The sequence below is a fragment of the Streptomyces sp. NPDC059371 genome, from assembly GCF_042751995.1.
Lineage (GTDB): Bacteria > Actinomycetota > Actinomycetes > Streptomycetales > Streptomycetaceae > Streptomyces.
The window spans coordinates 97,175-112,979 of sequence record NZ_JBHYXD010000004.1; the positions used below are offsets into that span (position 1 = coordinate 97,175).

14 protein-coding genes and 1 pseudogene are annotated in these 15,805 nt (G+C 70.6%); 7 read left to right on the forward strand and 8 right to left on the reverse strand.

Annotated elements, in window-relative coordinates:
- Positions 1 to 39 precede the first annotated feature (39 nt).
- Together ACFXGX_RS03985 and ACFXGX_RS03990 are read right to left on the reverse strand one after the other, a co-directional pair.
- The gene (locus ACFXGX_RS03985) at positions 40 to 1,530 is read right to left on the reverse strand and encodes an FAD-binding oxidoreductase (RefSeq protein WP_384784388.1); all 1,491 of its coding nucleotides are present in this window, start codon (positions 1,528 to 1,530) and stop codon (positions 40 to 42) included.
- A 130-nt stretch (positions 1,531 to 1,660) separates the two neighbouring features.
- Positions 1,661 to 2,659, reverse strand: coding sequence for a hypothetical protein (locus ACFXGX_RS03990; protein ID WP_384784390.1), 999 nt, complete (start codon positions 2,657 to 2,659; stop codon positions 1,661 to 1,663).
- Between the two features lie 225 nt (positions 2,660 to 2,884).
- On the opposite strand from ACFXGX_RS03990, the gene ACFXGX_RS03995 reads away from it, so the two are divergent.
- Both ACFXGX_RS03995 and ACFXGX_RS04000 read left to right on the forward strand, forming a co-directional pair.
- Complete coding sequence (locus ACFXGX_RS03995; protein ID WP_384784392.1) at positions 2,885 to 3,886, forward strand: methyltransferase; 1,002 nt, start codon at positions 2,885 to 2,887, stop codon at positions 3,884 to 3,886.
- Positions 3,887 to 3,943: 57 nt separating this feature from the next.
- Positions 3,944 to 5,026, forward strand: coding sequence for a protein kinase family protein (locus ACFXGX_RS04000; RefSeq protein ID WP_384784394.1), 1,083 nt, complete (start codon positions 3,944 to 3,946; stop codon positions 5,024 to 5,026).
- Between the two features lie 102 nt (positions 5,027 to 5,128).
- On the opposite strand, the gene ACFXGX_RS04005 is transcribed toward ACFXGX_RS04000, so the two are convergent.
- Entirely contained in the window at positions 5,129 to 6,613 is a 1,485-nt protein-coding gene (locus ACFXGX_RS04005) for a PepSY-associated TM helix domain-containing protein (RefSeq protein WP_384784396.1), read from the reverse strand.
- 476 nt (positions 6,614 to 7,089) lie between these two features.
- On the opposite strand from ACFXGX_RS04005, the gene ACFXGX_RS04010 reads away from it, so the two are divergent.
- From ACFXGX_RS04010 to ACFXGX_RS04020, 3 genes are all read left to right on the forward strand, one after another.
- On the forward strand, positions 7,090 to 7,926 hold the full coding sequence (locus ACFXGX_RS04010; protein ID WP_384784398.1) for an RNA polymerase sigma factor SigF: 837 nt from the start codon (positions 7,090 to 7,092) through the stop codon (positions 7,924 to 7,926).
- A complete protein-coding gene (locus tag ACFXGX_RS04015) occupies positions 7,923 to 8,369 on the forward strand; it encodes a hypothetical protein (protein WP_384784399.1) in 447 nt (148 codons plus the stop codon). The genes ACFXGX_RS04010 and ACFXGX_RS04015 overlap by 4 nt, the downstream gene beginning before the upstream one ends.
- A gap of 98 nt (positions 8,370 to 8,467) precedes the next feature.
- The gene (locus ACFXGX_RS04020) at positions 8,468 to 8,818 is read left to right on the forward strand and encodes a hypothetical protein (RefSeq protein WP_384784401.1); all 351 of its coding nucleotides are present in this window, start codon (positions 8,468 to 8,470) and stop codon (positions 8,816 to 8,818) included.
- A 61-nt stretch (positions 8,819 to 8,879) separates the two neighbouring features.
- On the opposite strand, the gene ACFXGX_RS04025 is transcribed toward ACFXGX_RS04020, so the two are convergent.
- The 5 genes and pseudogenes from ACFXGX_RS04025 to ACFXGX_RS04045 all read right to left on the reverse strand — a co-directional run bounded on the left by ACFXGX_RS04025 (position 8,880) and on the right by ACFXGX_RS04045 (position 12,882).
- Entirely contained in the window at positions 8,880 to 9,416 is a 537-nt protein-coding gene (locus tag ACFXGX_RS04025; RefSeq protein WP_384784403.1) for a DUF2231 domain-containing protein, read from the reverse strand.
- A gap of 203 nt (positions 9,417 to 9,619) precedes the next feature.
- Positions 9,620 to 10,693 (reverse strand): glycoside hydrolase family 19 protein, encoded by a 1,074-nt coding sequence (locus tag ACFXGX_RS04030; protein ID WP_384784405.1) that lies wholly within the window; start codon positions 10,691 to 10,693, stop codon positions 9,620 to 9,622.
- Positions 10,694 to 11,008: 315 nt separating this feature from the next.
- A pseudogene (locus tag ACFXGX_RS04035) lies at positions 11,009 to 11,692 on the reverse strand (DUF3626 domain-containing protein); the annotation flags it as partial.
- A gap of 7 nt (positions 11,693 to 11,699) precedes the next feature.
- Entirely contained in the window at positions 11,700 to 12,365 is a 666-nt protein-coding gene (locus tag ACFXGX_RS04040) for a DUF4328 domain-containing protein (protein ID WP_384784407.1), read from the reverse strand.
- Positions 12,366 to 12,432: 67 nt separating this feature from the next.
- Positions 12,433 to 12,882 (reverse strand): MarR family winged helix-turn-helix transcriptional regulator, encoded by a 450-nt coding sequence (locus tag ACFXGX_RS04045; protein WP_384784409.1) that lies wholly within the window; start codon positions 12,880 to 12,882, stop codon positions 12,433 to 12,435.
- Positions 12,883 to 12,995: 113 nt separating this feature from the next.
- Between ACFXGX_RS04045 and ACFXGX_RS04050 the strand changes: the two genes are divergently transcribed.
- Positions 12,996 to 14,570, forward strand: coding sequence for an MFS transporter (locus tag ACFXGX_RS04050; RefSeq protein ID WP_384784411.1), 1,575 nt, complete (start codon positions 12,996 to 12,998; stop codon positions 14,568 to 14,570).
- A 139-nt stretch (positions 14,571 to 14,709) separates the two neighbouring features.
- The gene (locus tag ACFXGX_RS04055) at positions 14,710 to 15,507 is read left to right on the forward strand and encodes a maleylpyruvate isomerase family mycothiol-dependent enzyme (protein ID WP_384784412.1); all 798 of its coding nucleotides are present in this window, start codon (positions 14,710 to 14,712) and stop codon (positions 15,505 to 15,507) included.
- Positions 15,508 to 15,805: the final 298 nt, after the last annotated feature.

The window sequence follows — 15,805 nt, forward strand, 5'->3', positions numbered from 1 at the left end:
CTGTCCAGTATCGCCGTCGGCGGTGCGGGACGGTCTCCGTCAGTACCGTCCGCGTGCGAACACGCCGTCCGGGTCGAGAGCCCGGCTCAGGCGCTCGTGGAGGACGCCGCGGGGACGGGGGAGAGGGTGATCGATGTCGGGGCGGTAGGGGTGGTGGCCCTCGGCGGCGAACGCCTGGTGGAGGCGATCGAGAGTGCGGTGCGCGTCGCTGACGGCTTGTGCGTCCCGCGGGGAGAAGCCGAGGGTGACGACATGGTCGACCGTGTCGGCGTCGAGCACGTTCATGGTGACGCCGGGCGCGCCGGTACGGCCCTGGAGCGCGGCGCCGATCAGTTCGGCGGCCCGCGCGACGGCGGATCCGCGGAACGGGACGACGGGCAGGAACATCAACAGGCCCCGAGCGGTGTCGAGACAGCGGGCGCAGTGGCCGGTCTTGCGCAGGAAGAGGGTGTCGTCGGGGTCCGGCAGACCGGCGTAGGCGCGGTGTACGTGTTCGTCGGCCGTGTGGCGGGGAGCGGGTGTGAAGGGGGAGCCGTGCCGATCGGCCCGTTCGGCGACGAGGCGGGCGTGCGCTTCGACGAGGCCGGTGTCGCCGGTGAGGCAGACGTGCGCGAGAAAGCGGTCCTGGACCCCGTAGGTCCGGGCGGCGACAGAGTTGTAGATCTTGGTGGTGGGGGGAATCAGCCGTTGCGCGGTCCAGGACCGCAAGGTGTCGACGGCGGCGGGGAGTTCGGTCTCGGAGAAGGCCAGGGGCAGGACGCGCACCTCCTCCGGCCGGGGCAGCAGACGGACGACGGCCGCGGTGACGACGGCCGTCGCCGACTGGGTGAAGAGGTGGTTCAGGGAAGGGCCCCGGCCGTGTGGCTGGACCGTGCTGGAGTGTTCGTCCGGCCACCATCCGCAGCGCGTGAGCGTGCCGTCCGGCAGCACGAGTTCGAGGCCGGCCAGGTCGTCCGCGCGGCCGCGGTGCAGGCCGACGCCGCGTTCCAGGACGTTGCCGACGACACTGGTGTGCTGCGAGGCGCCGGTGAGATTGAACATCCGCGTCGAGCCGACGAGTTGTCCGGCCAACTCGCCCTGGGTGACGCCGGGTTCGACGACGGCGTACCCCTTCCGGAGGTCGATCGCGCGGACGCGGTCGAGCCGCGAGAGGTCGAGCACGGCTGCGCCCTCCTCGACCGGACGGCCGGAGCCCAGGCCCCAGTTGCGGCCGGTGCTCACCGGGTGCAGTGGTGTGTGCGCCCCGGTGGCCGCCCGTACGGCCGTGTCCCGCACGATGCGCACCACGTCCTCGACGCTCTCGGGCCGCAGCACCGCGGCGACCCTCCGGGCGCGGAAACGCCCCGACTCGACCGCCGCGTCGTCCGTTCCCGCTCGCGCGGGAGCGTCCTCGGGGGCGAGCCCTTCGGCCCGCGCCGCCCCGTTCCCCGCCCCGTTTCCCCCGCACCGCAGGCACCCATGTCCGCCCGGGTCGCCGATGACGGCGGGAGCGGTGGACGAAGGGGCGGATCTCCCCGGGACAGTGGTCATCGTGTTCTCTCCTGGACGCGAACTCCGGCCGGGTGGGGCCGGGGTGGGACGGGCGCGGTCGCGGCCGCCGGGGTTCGGGGGCGGAGCGTTTCCTCGACGCGTGCGGGCTCGGCCACCGGGGCTGCCCGGGCTACCGGGCGGTGTCGGGAGCGAGGTAGCCGAGCCGCTGCCGTGCGAGCCGCTCGGCCGCCTCGACCCCGGTCTCGGGCCGCTGCGGGCCGGGCTGCTGGGCGTTCTGGGCCATGAGCAGGCTCTGGTCCGTCGCGCCGCCGAACCGGTCGCACACCCAGACGTGCGCGTCGTACAGATGCTGGACCGCGGCGGTCACGGAGGCGGGGGCCAGCCGGTCGAAGACACCGCTGCTCCTGGACTGGCGCATGCAGTTGACGAGTGCGTGGTGGTCCCGGGTCTGCAGTCCGCTGAAGCCCGCGTTGACCGTGGGCGGGGTCATGGTGTCGCGGACCGGGCCGTACAGGTCCGGCGGGAAGTCGGCGGCGTAGCGCATGGACGCGGCGGTGCTGCGGCAGATCCAGCCGAAGGCGCGGACCAGCGCTTCCTCCTCGTGCGCGGTGGTGCCGTGATCGAGGTCGCGCATGGCGACGATCAGCAGTTGCAGCATGACGAAGAAGCGCTGATGGCCCACGAGCCAGCGCTCCTGGGCGGCCGCCGCGGGGTCGGCGGGCTGCCACCGGGTGTGTTTGCCGGCCGGACTCGGCAGGCCGGTGAGGAAGGTGCCCACCCCGAGCAGCAGGTCGTCGGGGTCCTCGTCGAGTGTGCTGCCGTTGCGGGCGATGTCGTCGCGGACGAGCAGGTCGCTGACGACGAGAGCGGCGGCGAGCAGGGCGGCACTGTCGCCCGTGGCCCGCCGTACGGAGAAGAAGCGGTCATGGATGTCGCTGCCGGCGGGGCGCGAGCCCTCGGCGGGCTCACCCTGCCCGAGACGGCCGGAACTCCAGGCCAGGAGGCCGGCGCGGGCCGCCGCGGCGGGTGTGCCGTCCTGCATGGCGGCGGTGTAGAGGCCCGGGGGGAAACCCTCGTGCAGCAGGGCCAGTTGTGCGCCGACCCGGGTGGCGGTGGCGGGAAGATCCGTGGGCAGCGGCAGGGTCAGAACGCTGGGGCTGCGGGGCACGGCGTCGTTCGTCACAAGTCTCTCAGCTATCGATTGGCAACAGGGAGTCAGTGATCAACTACTCTAGGTGTTCAAGAAGGGTGCTTTTGCCACACACCACCGCGAAGCGGGAGCAATGCCATGCATCAGACGATGGAAACGGCGACGAACGAGCCCGTCCGGCGACCGGGGCCGGGCCGACCGGCCACCACGGCTGAACCAGGAGGGAACACACCTGTCCCGCTGATGGAACTGACCACCGGCTTCTGGCGTTTCAAGGTGCTGGCCGCCGGAGTCGACCTCGGACTCTTCTCGGTCCTGTCCCGGTCCGGCCCCCTGGACGCGCGCTCCGTCACCACCGAGTTGGGCCTGCACCCCAGGCCCGCCCGGATGCTGCTCGCCTGTTGCACGGCCCTCGGGCTGCTGACCCGCGAGGACGGCCGCTACGGCAACGCGCCGATCGCCGAGGAGTTCCTGGTCGAGGGCCGGCCGAACTACTTCGGCGGCTTCGTGCGCTACTCGGACCGGCACGGCTATCCCGGATGGGGCCGGCTCCAGGAGGCGATCCGTGACAACCGGCCCACCACCTGGGACCCGGACCTCCAGGACTCGGCGTTCGTCACCACCGACCCGGAGATCCTCGAAGGGTTCTGGGAGGCGATGTTCACTCTGTCGTCGTTCACCGCGCAGGCCCTGGCCGACGCCTACGACTTCACCGCGCACCGCCGACTGCTCGATGTGGGCGGGGGCACCGGAGCCTTCCCCATCGGGCTGTGCCGTCGGTACCCCCATCTCGGCGCGACCGTCCTCGACCTGCCGCACATCACGGAGATGACCCGCGAGAAGGTCGCCGCGCTCGGACTGACCGGCGCGATCGGCACCCACGACGGCGACTTCCTGTCCGGGGAGCCGCTGCCCGAGGGGCACGACGTGATCCTGCTCAGCATGATCCTGCACGACTGGAACGAGACGACCGGGCGCAGACTCCTGGAGAAATGCCATGCGGCGCTGCCCGACGGCGGAGCGGTCATCATCTGCGAACTCGTCCTCGACGACGACGAGACCGGCCCCGCGCCGGCCGCGCTCATGGGGCTCAACATGCTGGTCGAGACGCGCTCGGGCCACAACTACACCTACGGCGAGTACCGGCGCTGGCTCACCGACGCGGGATTCACCGACATCACGGTGGCCCCGCTGGACGCCGCGGGCGCGAACGCGGCCCTCGTCGCCCGCCGGACCGGCGGATAGGCTCGACCGCGTCCACAAGATCGCCGAAGCCCGGTCCTGGGCACCGAGGAGTCGTCGATGCACACCCCGGAACCGAGCCACGCCGTACGGCTCGCCACGTACGGGAGGGTGGCCTCCCATCTGTCCCTGCTGAGCGACCGCAGGCTCGGCGAGGTCGTGGCCGAGGCCTCCCCGCTGGGGTCCGGCATCGGCGGCAGGTCCGCGGAACTGGTCATCGACGGCACGCGCGTGTTCGTCAAGAAGGTCCCGCTGACGGACACCGAGATGCGGCCGGAGCACGCACGGTCGACGGCGAACCTCTTCGGGCTGCCGATGTTCTACCAGTACGGGGTGGGCTCGGCGGGGTTCGGCGCCTGGCGAGAGCTGGCCGCGCACGTCATGACCACCAACTGGGTCCTCGGGGGCGCGTACGAGGGCTTCCCGCTGATGTACCACTGGCGCGTGCTGCCCGACTCGCCTCCCGAGGGGTTCGCCGACGCGCTCGGGGGCGTCGACGAGGCGGTCGAACACTGGGAGGGCTCATCGGCCGTGCGGGAGCGTCTGGAGGCCATCGGGCGCTCCTCGGCCAGCCTGGTCCTCTTCCTGGAACACATCCCGCGGACACTCGCCGACTGGCTGCACGACCACCGGACCGCCGCGGCGGAGGGAGGGGACGGCTCGCCGTTCCGGTGGGCGGAGCAAGCACTGGCACACGGCACCGCCTTCATGACCTCGCACGGATTCGTCCACTTCGACGCCCACTTCGCCAATGTGCTGACCGACGGCCGGCGGCTGTACTTCGCGGACTTCGGGCTCGCGCTGAGCTCCGGCTTCGAACTGACGTCGGCCGAGGCGGAGTTTCTCTCCGACCACCGCCACTACGACCGCTGCCACACCGCGCGCCACCTGCTGCGCCATCACCTGCCCGCGGGACCGAGGGACGACACGGAGTACGAGGCGTTCCTTCGCGCATGGATCGCCGGACACCGTCCCGAAGGCATACCGCGCGAGCTCGCCGGGATCATCGACCGCAATGCCCGGGCCGCCGTGACCATGGGGGAGTTCGCCCGGCGTCTGCTCACCGAGAGCAGGCGGACGCCGTATCCGGTCGCCGAGTTCGAGCGGGCCTGGGAAACCGCGGGGGTTGTGGCGGCCTCCTGAGGCCACACACGGATCCACGGTCCCGCCGGGCAAGTCGGCCGCCGGCGGGACCGCTTGGTGGTGCGGTCCCGCCAAATGCCGTCCTCCGGAGCCGTGGTGAGGTCAGCCGGCGGAGTCGGGCTCGGGCGCCGGCCGGCGGCGGCCTACGGTCCCCACGACGAGGTCGGCGGCCAGGAACGCGGCCAGCGGTATGCCGAAGAGGGGGAGCGCCCAGCCGAGCGCGACGACCACCACGACGCCGGGCACCAGGGCCCCGTACGGCATTCCGCGCCAGGCACCGCGGGCCGGCGGGGCGCCGAGACGGGCACCGCGGCCGGTGCGGGTGGGGCGGCGCTGCCACCACATGCGGTAGCCCCAGAGGATCATGCAGGTCAGGCCGATGGCCAGCACCGCCAGCAGGATCTGGTTGACGAGGCCGAACAGGGTGCCCATGTGGGCGTTGATGCCCCAACGGGTCAGCTTCGACAGGACGGGCCAGTCCTCGAAGTCCACCCGGTCGACCACCTTCGCGGTCGAGGCGTCGACGGCGACGCTGTCGCGTCCGACCGGCCAGAGATTACGGGTCTGCGAGACGGTCCACGCGGTGGTGGCGTCCTGCGGCACGCTGATGGCCACGGGGCCCGACAGACCGTCGCGCCGCGCCGCGTCGAGGACCCCGTCGATGGCCTTCGGGTCAGCAACCCGCGTGGTGTGGGCGCCTGTTCCACCGCTGTGGTGGTGGCCGCCCTGCTCGTCGGCGGATCCGCCGGGCAGGGCGGTCGACACTCCGGGCGTGCCGGAGCGCAGCGCGTCCAGCGCCTCACCGAAGTGAGCGCCCGCGAAACGGGACCAGGTCAGACCGGTCGCGGACAGGACCAGCAGACCGACCGCGAGCCACACACCCGTCACCGCGTGCCGGCTTCGGGTGCGGCGCACGCCCTTCTTGGCGGCGAGGTCCGGCAGCAGCAGGCGTCGCGCGGTCCGGTTGCGACGCTGCCGGCGCCACCAGAGGACCAGGCCGCCGAGGACGAGGACCCACAGCCAACTCGCCGCGATCTCCGAGTAGTAGCGGCCGGTCGTGCCCAGGTGCAGATTGCGGTGCAGGTCGTCCAGCCAGGTCTTCAAGGGCGTGGATCCGTACCAGGTGGTGAGCTGTCCGGTCACCTTGCCCGTGTACGGGTCCACGTAGACGGTGTGCGCCCGCTCGCCCAGTTCCGGCAGCGCGAAGTCCACCTGCGTCGTCTCCTCCCCGCTTCCCGGGCGGACGGCGACGAGCGTGCCCTTCGGATGACCGGCCCGCGCTGCGGCCACCTGTTCGGCCAGCGGCCGGGTGGCGTCGGCCTTGTGCGCGACGGTGAGCTCCTTGTCGTAGACGAACGAGTCCAGTTGGGGGGTGAAGGTGTAGAGCAGTCCGGTCACCGCCGCGACGAGCAGGAACGGTGCCACCAGAACACCGGCGTAGAAGTGCAGTCGCGCCATCAACGGCCCGAAGCCCGAAGGCCGTCGCTCCGGTCCGGGCGTCACGGCCGCGGATTCCGCGCCCTCGGGCGGATCGGTGAACTGTTCGCCTGGAGCAGGCAGTTCGGGGGCGTCGGAGTTGACGGACAAAATCCCACCTCGTTCTGTGTCGGCCGCGCGCGACGCCGCTCCTCGGTCCGGGGCGGCGGGCGCCCCGGCCGACGACCGAGCCGCGGCGTCTCTCCAGCGGCCTGCTTGTGGCCGTGTGGTGAGGCAGTCGGACAGGCGGCCCGTTCAGTTCCCGTGACGATCCAGAAATGTGCGCGAGGAATCCCTCGGACATCGGCCTCGCGGACACCACGCACGGCCTGTCACGGCAGCGAGCCGGTCCGACACGAAGCGACGCCAAAGAACGGCTTTGGCGTCACGCTTCACGACCAGCCGTTCACACAGGGGCATATTGTCCAGATATGGGTTTATCGTCCCGGTGTCCGGGGAGTTACACAACAGTGCTTCGGATAAAAGGCACGTCCGTGAGAGCGTTCGCTCCAGCACGTGTCACCGAAAGTGTGCGCGCCCCCATGGTGTTTCGCCCAGTCGGCAACCCTTGAGGGAGCTGTCAGTACATGACCTGCACTATTGCCGCGCAGCGCCGTCGGCACGACGACGCCCCCGACACCGACGCCGCCTTCTCGCACCTGTCGGGGCTTCCCGACGGGCCCGAGCGGCAGGCGCTGCGCGAGGAGATCGTCGAGGCCTGGATGCCGATGGCGGAACGCATCGCCGGCAAGTACCGCGGCAGGGGTGAATCCGTCGAGGATCTGGCCCAGGTCGCCGCTCTGGGCCTGGTGAAGTCCGTGGACCGCTACGACCCCGGTCGGGGCAACGCCTTCGAGAGCTACGCGGTCCCGACCATCGTCGGCGAGATCAAGCGCCACTTCCGTGACCACATGTGGGCCGTGCACGTACCCCGCCGTGTCCAGGAGGCACGCAACCGGGTCCGCGGCGCCGTGAAGGACCTCACGCCCACCAACGCGGACCGACAGCCCAGCGTCGCCGCCATAGCCGAGTACGCGCAGCTCAGCGAGGACGACGTACGCGTCGGCCTGGAGGCCCTGGACAGTTTCGCGACCCTGTCGCTGGACGCCCAGCTCACCGACGGCGACGACGGCTACTCCCTGGCGGACGCACTGGGAGTAGCCGATACGGGCTTCGACCTCGTCGTGAACCGGGAGGCCCTGAAGCCCGCCCTGGCCAGGCTGCCCGAGCGCGAGCAGACGATCCTCTACCTGCGGTTCTTCCGCGACATGACGCAGAGCCGTATCGCGGAGCGGCTGGGCGTCTCGCAGATGCACGTCTCGCGCCTGCTCAGCAGTTGCTGCGCCACGCTGCGCGAGGACGTTCTCGCGGAGACGTCCGGGACCGCGGAGGCGTCCGGGGCCGGAGATTCCTCCCGCTCATGAAGCAGCGGCATGGGAGCCCCGATGAGGCGGACTGCCGACACGGGAGCGATGAGGCGCACCAGCCTCACGATGGTGTCTCGGACGCCACCGTGGAGGCTTTGGGCGCCTTGTCGAAGGCCTTGGAGACGACCGAACGGGCCCGCGGGCACCTGTACGACTTCCACCAGCTCACGGGTGGAGCCGACTTCGAACTGGACCGCGCCGTGCGGCTGTTGCGCGAGGCCGGACATGCCGGGTGCGCCGACCGCGTCGAACGGGAGATCCTGGGACGCAATGTCATCCCCGGGCACTGGACATTCCAGATCATCGAGGCCTACAACGCCACCTATTACGAGGCCTTCAAGAGCGTCGAGGCCGAGATCCGAGAGGAACTCGCCGACGGCGCGGACCACTTGTTCGAAGCTCGGCTGAAGGAACAGCGCCGAGGTCCACTTGAGGCCTGACGGGTGGGCCAGGTGCCGCATGGAGAACGAGCACATGGGAACCCGCTGTTGATACGCGGAAGCCGTTCCGCGGCCAAGGCCCCGACAGGGAGGCCCTGATGTTGTCCCGCAGCCTCGACCACGGTGTCCTGGTCGTCACGGTCCACGAGGACCCCGGCACAGGGCTGCGGGTCGAGTTCACCGCGCAAGTCCGCGACCTCGTCCGCGCGCACGAGCCGACGCCGGTCGTCGTGGTCATCGACGAGGCCGCGGCCACACCCGGTGTGGTCCGTGCCCTCGTGGACGCCTTCGGCGAGTGCGGCGACCTCGGTGTCCTCGCGTCGGTGGCCACCCACAGCGCGTCCGCGAGGAGGCTGTTCGAGGTCGCCGCGGACCGGGGCGGCTCCCGGCTCGTCGTCCACTCCCGCATCGACGTCGCCGTGACCACCGCGTACACCGTCACGGCGTGACCGGCTCACCGGCGCGGGCATCGCCAGTGCCGCGGCGGGCAAGCGTTGCCCGCCGCGGCCTTCAGTCCGCCGGCCAGGCTCCCACGGCCTGTCGGTAGGCCACGTGTCCGCCCAGCGCGCCGGTGACGCCGACCGCCACCAGCCCGCCCAGCGACCACAGCCTCGCCTTCGCCGGGTGGTGGCGGAGCCGCGCCGTCAGGGAGGCGGCGAAGAGCGCCACCGCGGTCACGTTCGCGACGGCGTGGGCCAGTCCGACACGCGCCTGCTCGGGCGGCAGGTCCGCCCAGTCGACCCACCCCGTGATCGCCGCCGGGGCGATCCCGGCCAGTCCTACGGCCGTCAGCGTCGTCGCGGCGCGTTGCCCCGCCGGCGTGACGTCCATGACGGCGGCCGACAGCCAGCAGCCGATCGGGACCTGCACCAGGACCGGATGCACCGGATGGCCCAAGGGCCGGCCGTGCAGCAGATCGCGGGCCGTGCCCAGCGGCAGCGAACGGATTCCCCGCTGCAGCTTCCGGATCACGGCGTCCGCCGCTTCCGACCGCTCGATGCGGGCCAGCCCGGCCAGCCATCGGGCCGAGACGCCGTCCGACGCCAAAATCGTCCGAGAATCCAGGGAAGTATCCGGATCGTATGCGTTCATACCAAACGACTACCCGGAGCGACGGCACTTTCCCACCCGCCGCTCGTGTGGCGTGGGGTGATTCCGAGTGGTGCCGCGGTCGGGGAAGGGCCCGGCAGACCGAGGGCGCGCCGCGGCGGCGACGCACCTCCGGCTTTCCGCGCTCACCCCTCGGTCTGTCAGCAGTAGAGGTTGGCTCCCGGCGTGACACCGAGGATCGACGTGAAGCGCTGGTAGGCGTCGACACGGCTCTGCACCTGCGCGGGGTTCTTGCCGTCGCATTCCAGCGAGCCGTTGATGCTGCGGATGGTCTGGCCGAAGCCGGCGCTGTTGACCATCGCGTTGTGGGGCGTCATGGTGCCGGGGCCCGACTGCGTGTTCCAGTACCAGAGGCCGGTCTTCCAGGCGACGGCGGCGTCGGTCTGGACGAGGTTGGGGTTGCCCAGCAGGTCGATGCCGAGCGCGTCACCCGCGGCCTTGTAGTTGAAGTTCCAGCTGAGCTGGATCGGCCCGCGCCCGTAGTAGGCCGACTGACCGGCCGGGCAGCCGTAGGGCTGGCTCCAGTCGCAGTAGTGCGAGTAGTTGGCGGTGTTCTGTTCCACCACGTAGACCAGACCGCCGGTCTCGTGGTTCACGTTGGCGAGGAACGCCGCGGCTTCCTGCTTCTTGACGGTGTCGCTGCCGCTGTTGGCGAAGCCGGGGAACGAACTCAGCGCCGCCTTGAGGCCGTTGTAGGTGTAGAAGGAATTCCGGTTCGGGAACATCTGGTTGAACTGCGCCTCGCTCACGACGAATCCGTCGGAGGGGTTGGTCGTGCCGCCGTCACAGGAGTACGGGTCCCAGAACCAGGTGCTGATGGTGGGGTCGTACCCCGGGTTGTCGTGCTCCGCTATGTAGGCCTTCCCGTCGGTGTACCGGACGATGTTGCCGGTCACGTAGGACCTGCCGGGCACCCAGTCCGGGTAGCTCGAACAGGACCCGCCGGGCGGGTTCGTCGGGCCGCTGTCACAGGAGTACGGGTCCCAGTACCAGGTGCTGATGGTGGGGTCGTAGCCCGGGTTGTCGTGTTCGGCTATGTAGGTCTTGCCGTCGGTGTACCGGATGATGTTGCCGGTGGCGTAGGACCTGCCCGCCACCCAGTCCGGGTAGCTCGAACAGGATGCGGCGGAGGCGCCGGCGGCCGGCAGCAGCACCGGTGCGGAGCCTCCGATCAGTATCGCGGCCAGGAGGTAAGCGGCGCGGCGTTGTGACACGGGATCAGTCCTTTGCGGAGCGGGGGCCGCTGCGGAGGCGGGGGGAGCCATGCGCGTACGCCGACGGAACGCCGGTGCCGCGGAGTCCGGGCGACCGTGGTGGGGGGTGTGGACCACACTCAACCGCTTTGGTCTGTACCAGTCAAGGTGTAGACCAATCGGGGTTCGGGTCATTGGCGAAAAAGCGCCACGTGCCGCCAGACGCCCAACTGCTGTACGAGCCTCGGCAGTTGATCGGGCCCGGTGGCCGTGATCTCTCGTCGGCGGTGGTTCTCGACCAGGAGGACCGCTCGATCGGGCCCGTGGCCGCCCGGATCAGCGGGTGCCGAGGTTCCCGAACCGGGCGAGGCAGTGCCAGACCTTCTTGAGATCCTGCGGCTCGTACCGGCCGGTGCGGGCGGCGTCTCCGACGACCCGGGGAGTGAGCCGGCCGCCGACGGCGATCTCGGCTCCCAGATCCACGTACTCCCCGCCCCGGTAGTGCGGATGACGCCGCAGTTCGGCCACCCCGAGCCGGAAGCCGGGATGCCATTCGACGGGACACGGGAGGCGTCGCGCCGCGTCATGTACCTCGGTCCCGCGATAGCTGGGGTCCAGCACAAGGGCTTCCACGTCGCGGTCGAATCTGACGGGCCCGTGGAGGTGTGCCTCGATGTGGTCGTCCAGGGCGTCCGCGTTCGCCGCCTCGGCGAGGTCCACGAGCGAACAGCGGTCCGCGATCGCGAAGGCGGACGGCTCGGCGGAACTGTCCGGGTAGCAGAACGTGGCGCGCGCAAGGGTCTCGGAGGTGAGCCTGAAGTACGAGGAACCGAAGCGCGGAGCGCCGCCTGCCGGGGTGCGGTGGTAGTTCAACGCGCCGTAGACGGGGCGCAGTTCGGGAGCGGCGTCGTCGTAGGCGCCGGCAAAGCCAGTCGGCCCTGTGGTGGACGAAAGACGTCTTCGGCCGGCATCAGGAACGTCGCTTCCGCCGTGCTCGCCACCTACTGGTGTCGGGGAGCGGGCTCGCTCATCCCTCGGGCGGGGATTCGGCGTGGGCGGCGGCGCGGATCGCGTCGGTCTGCAGTGTGGTGATGCGCTCGATGACGAGTCCCAGGGAGACAGCCGCCGCGATCATGAGCGCTTCGGTCACCACGAGCAGAGCCATCGACTTCGGGGCCACCTGGGTCGCCGTCACGGCCGTGAGCCCGTGGGCGATCCAGGCGCCCCACCACAGATTCACCAACGTGACGTCCCGCTTCTCGTCCCACGACCGGGAGCTCGCGCGCCCGATGTGGAGGACCGTCTCGCGGGGGGCGAAGAGGTTGGCCACCGGGATGAACCAGGCGCCGATCGTCCAGCCCGCGGTCGGGACGGGGCTGTGGGGGGACAACAGCTCGGCGTTGCGCCGGGTCCGGGCGAGCCACACGAGGAACAGCACGATCGCGAGCGCCATCAGATCGACGAACACTCTGGAGACGGAGCCCGAGTCCTTGGACGCGTCCAAGGGGTGCAGCCTGTGGTCCCTGAGGGCCACCGCCCGGAACACGTCCGCGACCGTGGCCACCGCTATCGCCGCCTGCGCACAGCGGGCAAGCGTCAGGGGAGCCTTGCGGGCGGTACGCGCCCTGTCCGTGTGGCCCGTCCGGGAAGTGCGTGCGAGGGCGCTCGGCGGGTGCTGGGGCGGAGTGATCATAGTGCCGGATCATCGCACGCGCGTGCGGTATCCAGGCGGCTCGGCGTTGCGCCGGGACCGGGCTTCCTCAGGCGCCCGGTCGAAGCGTGGCGGGCTCCGTGGTGAAGGCGCGTTGCAACAGGGTGTAGAGCGTGTCCCGCTCCTCCTCGCTCAGCCTGTTCAGCCCCGCACGCGTGGTGTCCATCTTGGCGCGGATCACGTCGATCACGCGCTGCCCCTCGGTGGTGAGGACGACGTTCTTGACGCGCCGGTCTGTGGGGCTGGGCTCGCGCCGCACCAGATCGCGCTTCTCCAGCCGGTCGACGATCCCCGTCATGTTGGAGGCGTCGCAGGTCAGGATGGTGGCGAGGGCCCGCATCGCGGCCGGTCCCCGGCGCAGCACGTTCAGCGTCTTGCCCTGGCTCGCCGTGAGGTTCTCGCTCGCCGCGGCCACCGTGAAGTCGCCGTAGTAGGCCCCGAGTGAGACCGACAGGAGCTCCATGAGCTGGTCCGTGTCCACACCGCTGGTTCCTGTCATGTGGGTCACCCTACGCCAGGAAGTTTGACCATCTCAAATATTCACGGCTACGGTCAGCTATTGCTTGAAGTTCTCAAGCATCGAGGTTGTTAACTAGTTAGGGCAGACTTTCCGTGTCTCACACACAGCAAGCGGCGTCGACGAGGTCCTCCGGGCAGACCGGGATCGTCCTGGTGCTCGGGCTCGCCGCCATGGTCGTCTCGATGATGCAGACCCTGGTCGTCCCGATCCTGGGGATGATCCAGAGCGACCTGAAGGCCAGTACGGCCAACGTGAGCTGGGTGACCACCGCGACCCTGCTGTCAGCCGCCGTGTTCACCCCGCTGCTCGGCCGCTTCGGCGACCAGCACGGCAAGAAGCCCACGCTCGTCGGCGTGCTCGTCGTGATGATCGCCGGATCGGTGCTGGCCGCCACCACGACCTCGCTGACCTGGCTGATCGTCGGGCGCGTGATGCAGGGAGCGGCGACCGCGATCTTCCCGCTCGCCCTCTCCGTACTGCGTGAGGAGATCGCGCCGGAGAAGCTGCACGGAGCGATGGCCCTGGTCAGCGGCACGCTCGCGTTCGGCAGCGGGCTCGCCCTGGTCGGTGCGGGCCTCCTCACCCAGGGTTCGCACCCCGACTACCACCGGCCCTTCTGGCTGGCCGTCGTGCTCGCGGTGGTGGCCCTGGTCGGCGTGCTGTTCATGGTGCCCGCTTCCCGGACGAAGACGGGTGGACGGACGGACTGGCTGGGTGCGCTGACCCTCGGGCTGCTGCTGGTGCTCCTCCTGCTGCCCATTTCGCAGGGACACGAATGGGGCTGGACGTCCGGCCGGACCCTCGGCGCGTTCGCCGGCGCGGTCGTCATGGCGGGCGTCTGGGTGTTCACCGAGAACCGGGTCAAGGAACCGATGGTGGACATGAAGATGTTCGTCCACCGGCCCGTTCTCTTCACCAACCTGGCGGGACTGCTGCTGGGCTTCGCGATGTTCACCCAGTTCATCGGCGTCTCCTACCTCGTGCAGATGCCCGACGACCTGGTCGGTTACGGCTTCGGCGCCTCGGTGCTCGCCGCCTCCGTCGTCTATCTGCTGCCGACCACGCTCGTCTCCCTGGCGGGCGCCCAGTTCGGCGGGGTGCTCGTGCGCAGGCTCGGCGCACGCGTCACGCTGGCCGCCGGGGCCTGCTTCGGAGTGCTCGGCTTCGCCTGGCTCACCGCCGCCCATGACACCAGCGCCTCCGTCATCAGCGCGGGCATGCTCATCGGTCTGGCGATCAGCTTCGGCTACGCCTCCATGCCCGCCCTCATCGTCGCCGGCGTCCCGGCCCACCAGACCGGTATCGCCAACGGCATCAACTCCATCTCCCGTTCGGTCGGCAGCGCCGTCGCGAGCGCGGTGATCACCTCGCTCCTGGCGTCGAAGTCCGTACCGCTGCCGGCGGGCATGCCCACCCTCCCCCAGGAGAGCCAGTTCACGTTGAGCTTCGCCATCGCCGGAGGAGCCTTCGTCCTGGTCGTCGTCGTCGCCCTGCTCGGGCTCAAGGCGGCCCACGCGCCGCGTACTCCCGTGGTGCGCAAGAGTGCCGACCCCGAGACCCAGGAACTCGTGACGGCCGAGACCAAGTCCGAGTCCGAGTCCGAGTCCGAGACCAAGGCCGAATCCGAGTCCGAGTCGGAGACCAAGTCCGAGACCGCGTCCGTGTGATCGGGTCCCTCCTCGCTCAACACCCCTAGTAAATCGGCCTGTTCGGCAGCGCTGGACCGGCATCCGTCCGAGGTCGCCGGTCCGGCGCCACCGCGGGACCGGCTGCTCGGCGGAACCGTCCGTACCCTCGTAGAAAGGCATGACGATGATGTCCTCGGACCGTCACCAACTTGGAGCGACTCCGCTCGACCACCGTGCGGCGATCGCGGTGGAGACCGCGCGATTCGTGACGGCGCTCGAGAACGCCGATCCGGCGACCGCGGTGCCGAGTTGCCCCGGCTGGACGCTCGCGGACCTGGTCCGGCACACCGGCAGCGTCCAGCGCTGGTTCTCGGCCCTCCTGCACGCCCGCCTCCAGGCACCGCCGCGAACTCGCGACGTGGACCTGCGACTTCCGGAGCAGTGGGACGGATACGCGGACTGGCTGGCCGAGAGCGCGACGGTGGCCGCGGAGGCCTTCGCGGCCACCGGCCCGGACCTGCCCATGTGGGCCTGGGGCGTCGACCAGCACGCCCGCTTCTGGGCGCGCCGCATGCTCTTCGAGACCCTGGTGCACCGGGTCGACGCCGAGCTGGCACTCGGCCTGCCGGCCACGATCGACCGTGCGGTCGCGGTCGACGGCATCGACGAGTTCCTCGTCAATCTGCCCTTCGCCACATCGTTCGCACCCGATGTCGCCAACCTGCGCGGTCCCGACCGGACCATCCGCTTCCGGACGACCGACGGTGACGGCGACTGGCTGGTGCGCCTGCGGTCCGACGGCTTCGGTCTCGACAGGTCCGGAGCGGCAACTGGAGCGGCCGACGCGACCGTTCGGGGAACCGCGGCCGACCTGTTGCTCCTCGTCTACGGCCGCCTCGACCGCGAAGCGGAGGCCGTCGAACACGACGGGGACGAGGACCTTCTGACCCTCTGGTTCGACAACTCGGCCTTCTGAGAGACCCGTTGGGGCGAGTGATCGGCGGGGCCCGGGCGACAGTCCACGATTCGGGGCGGTCCGTACAACCAAAACCGTGACCGTCATGTCGTACATGGCAGGCAGACCGAGAGCCGCGACCCCAAGGGGGAACCATGCGTACGAGACGATCCATGGCGGTGCTTGCCGCCCTGACGATGGCCGGTGTCGGCGCGGTCGTGGGGGGGGGGGGGGGCGCGCGGGGCGGCGGGCCCCCCCGCCGCCGGGGCCGCCCGCGGGGGCCGGGCGGCCGCCCCCCCGCCCCCCCCCCCCACCCCCG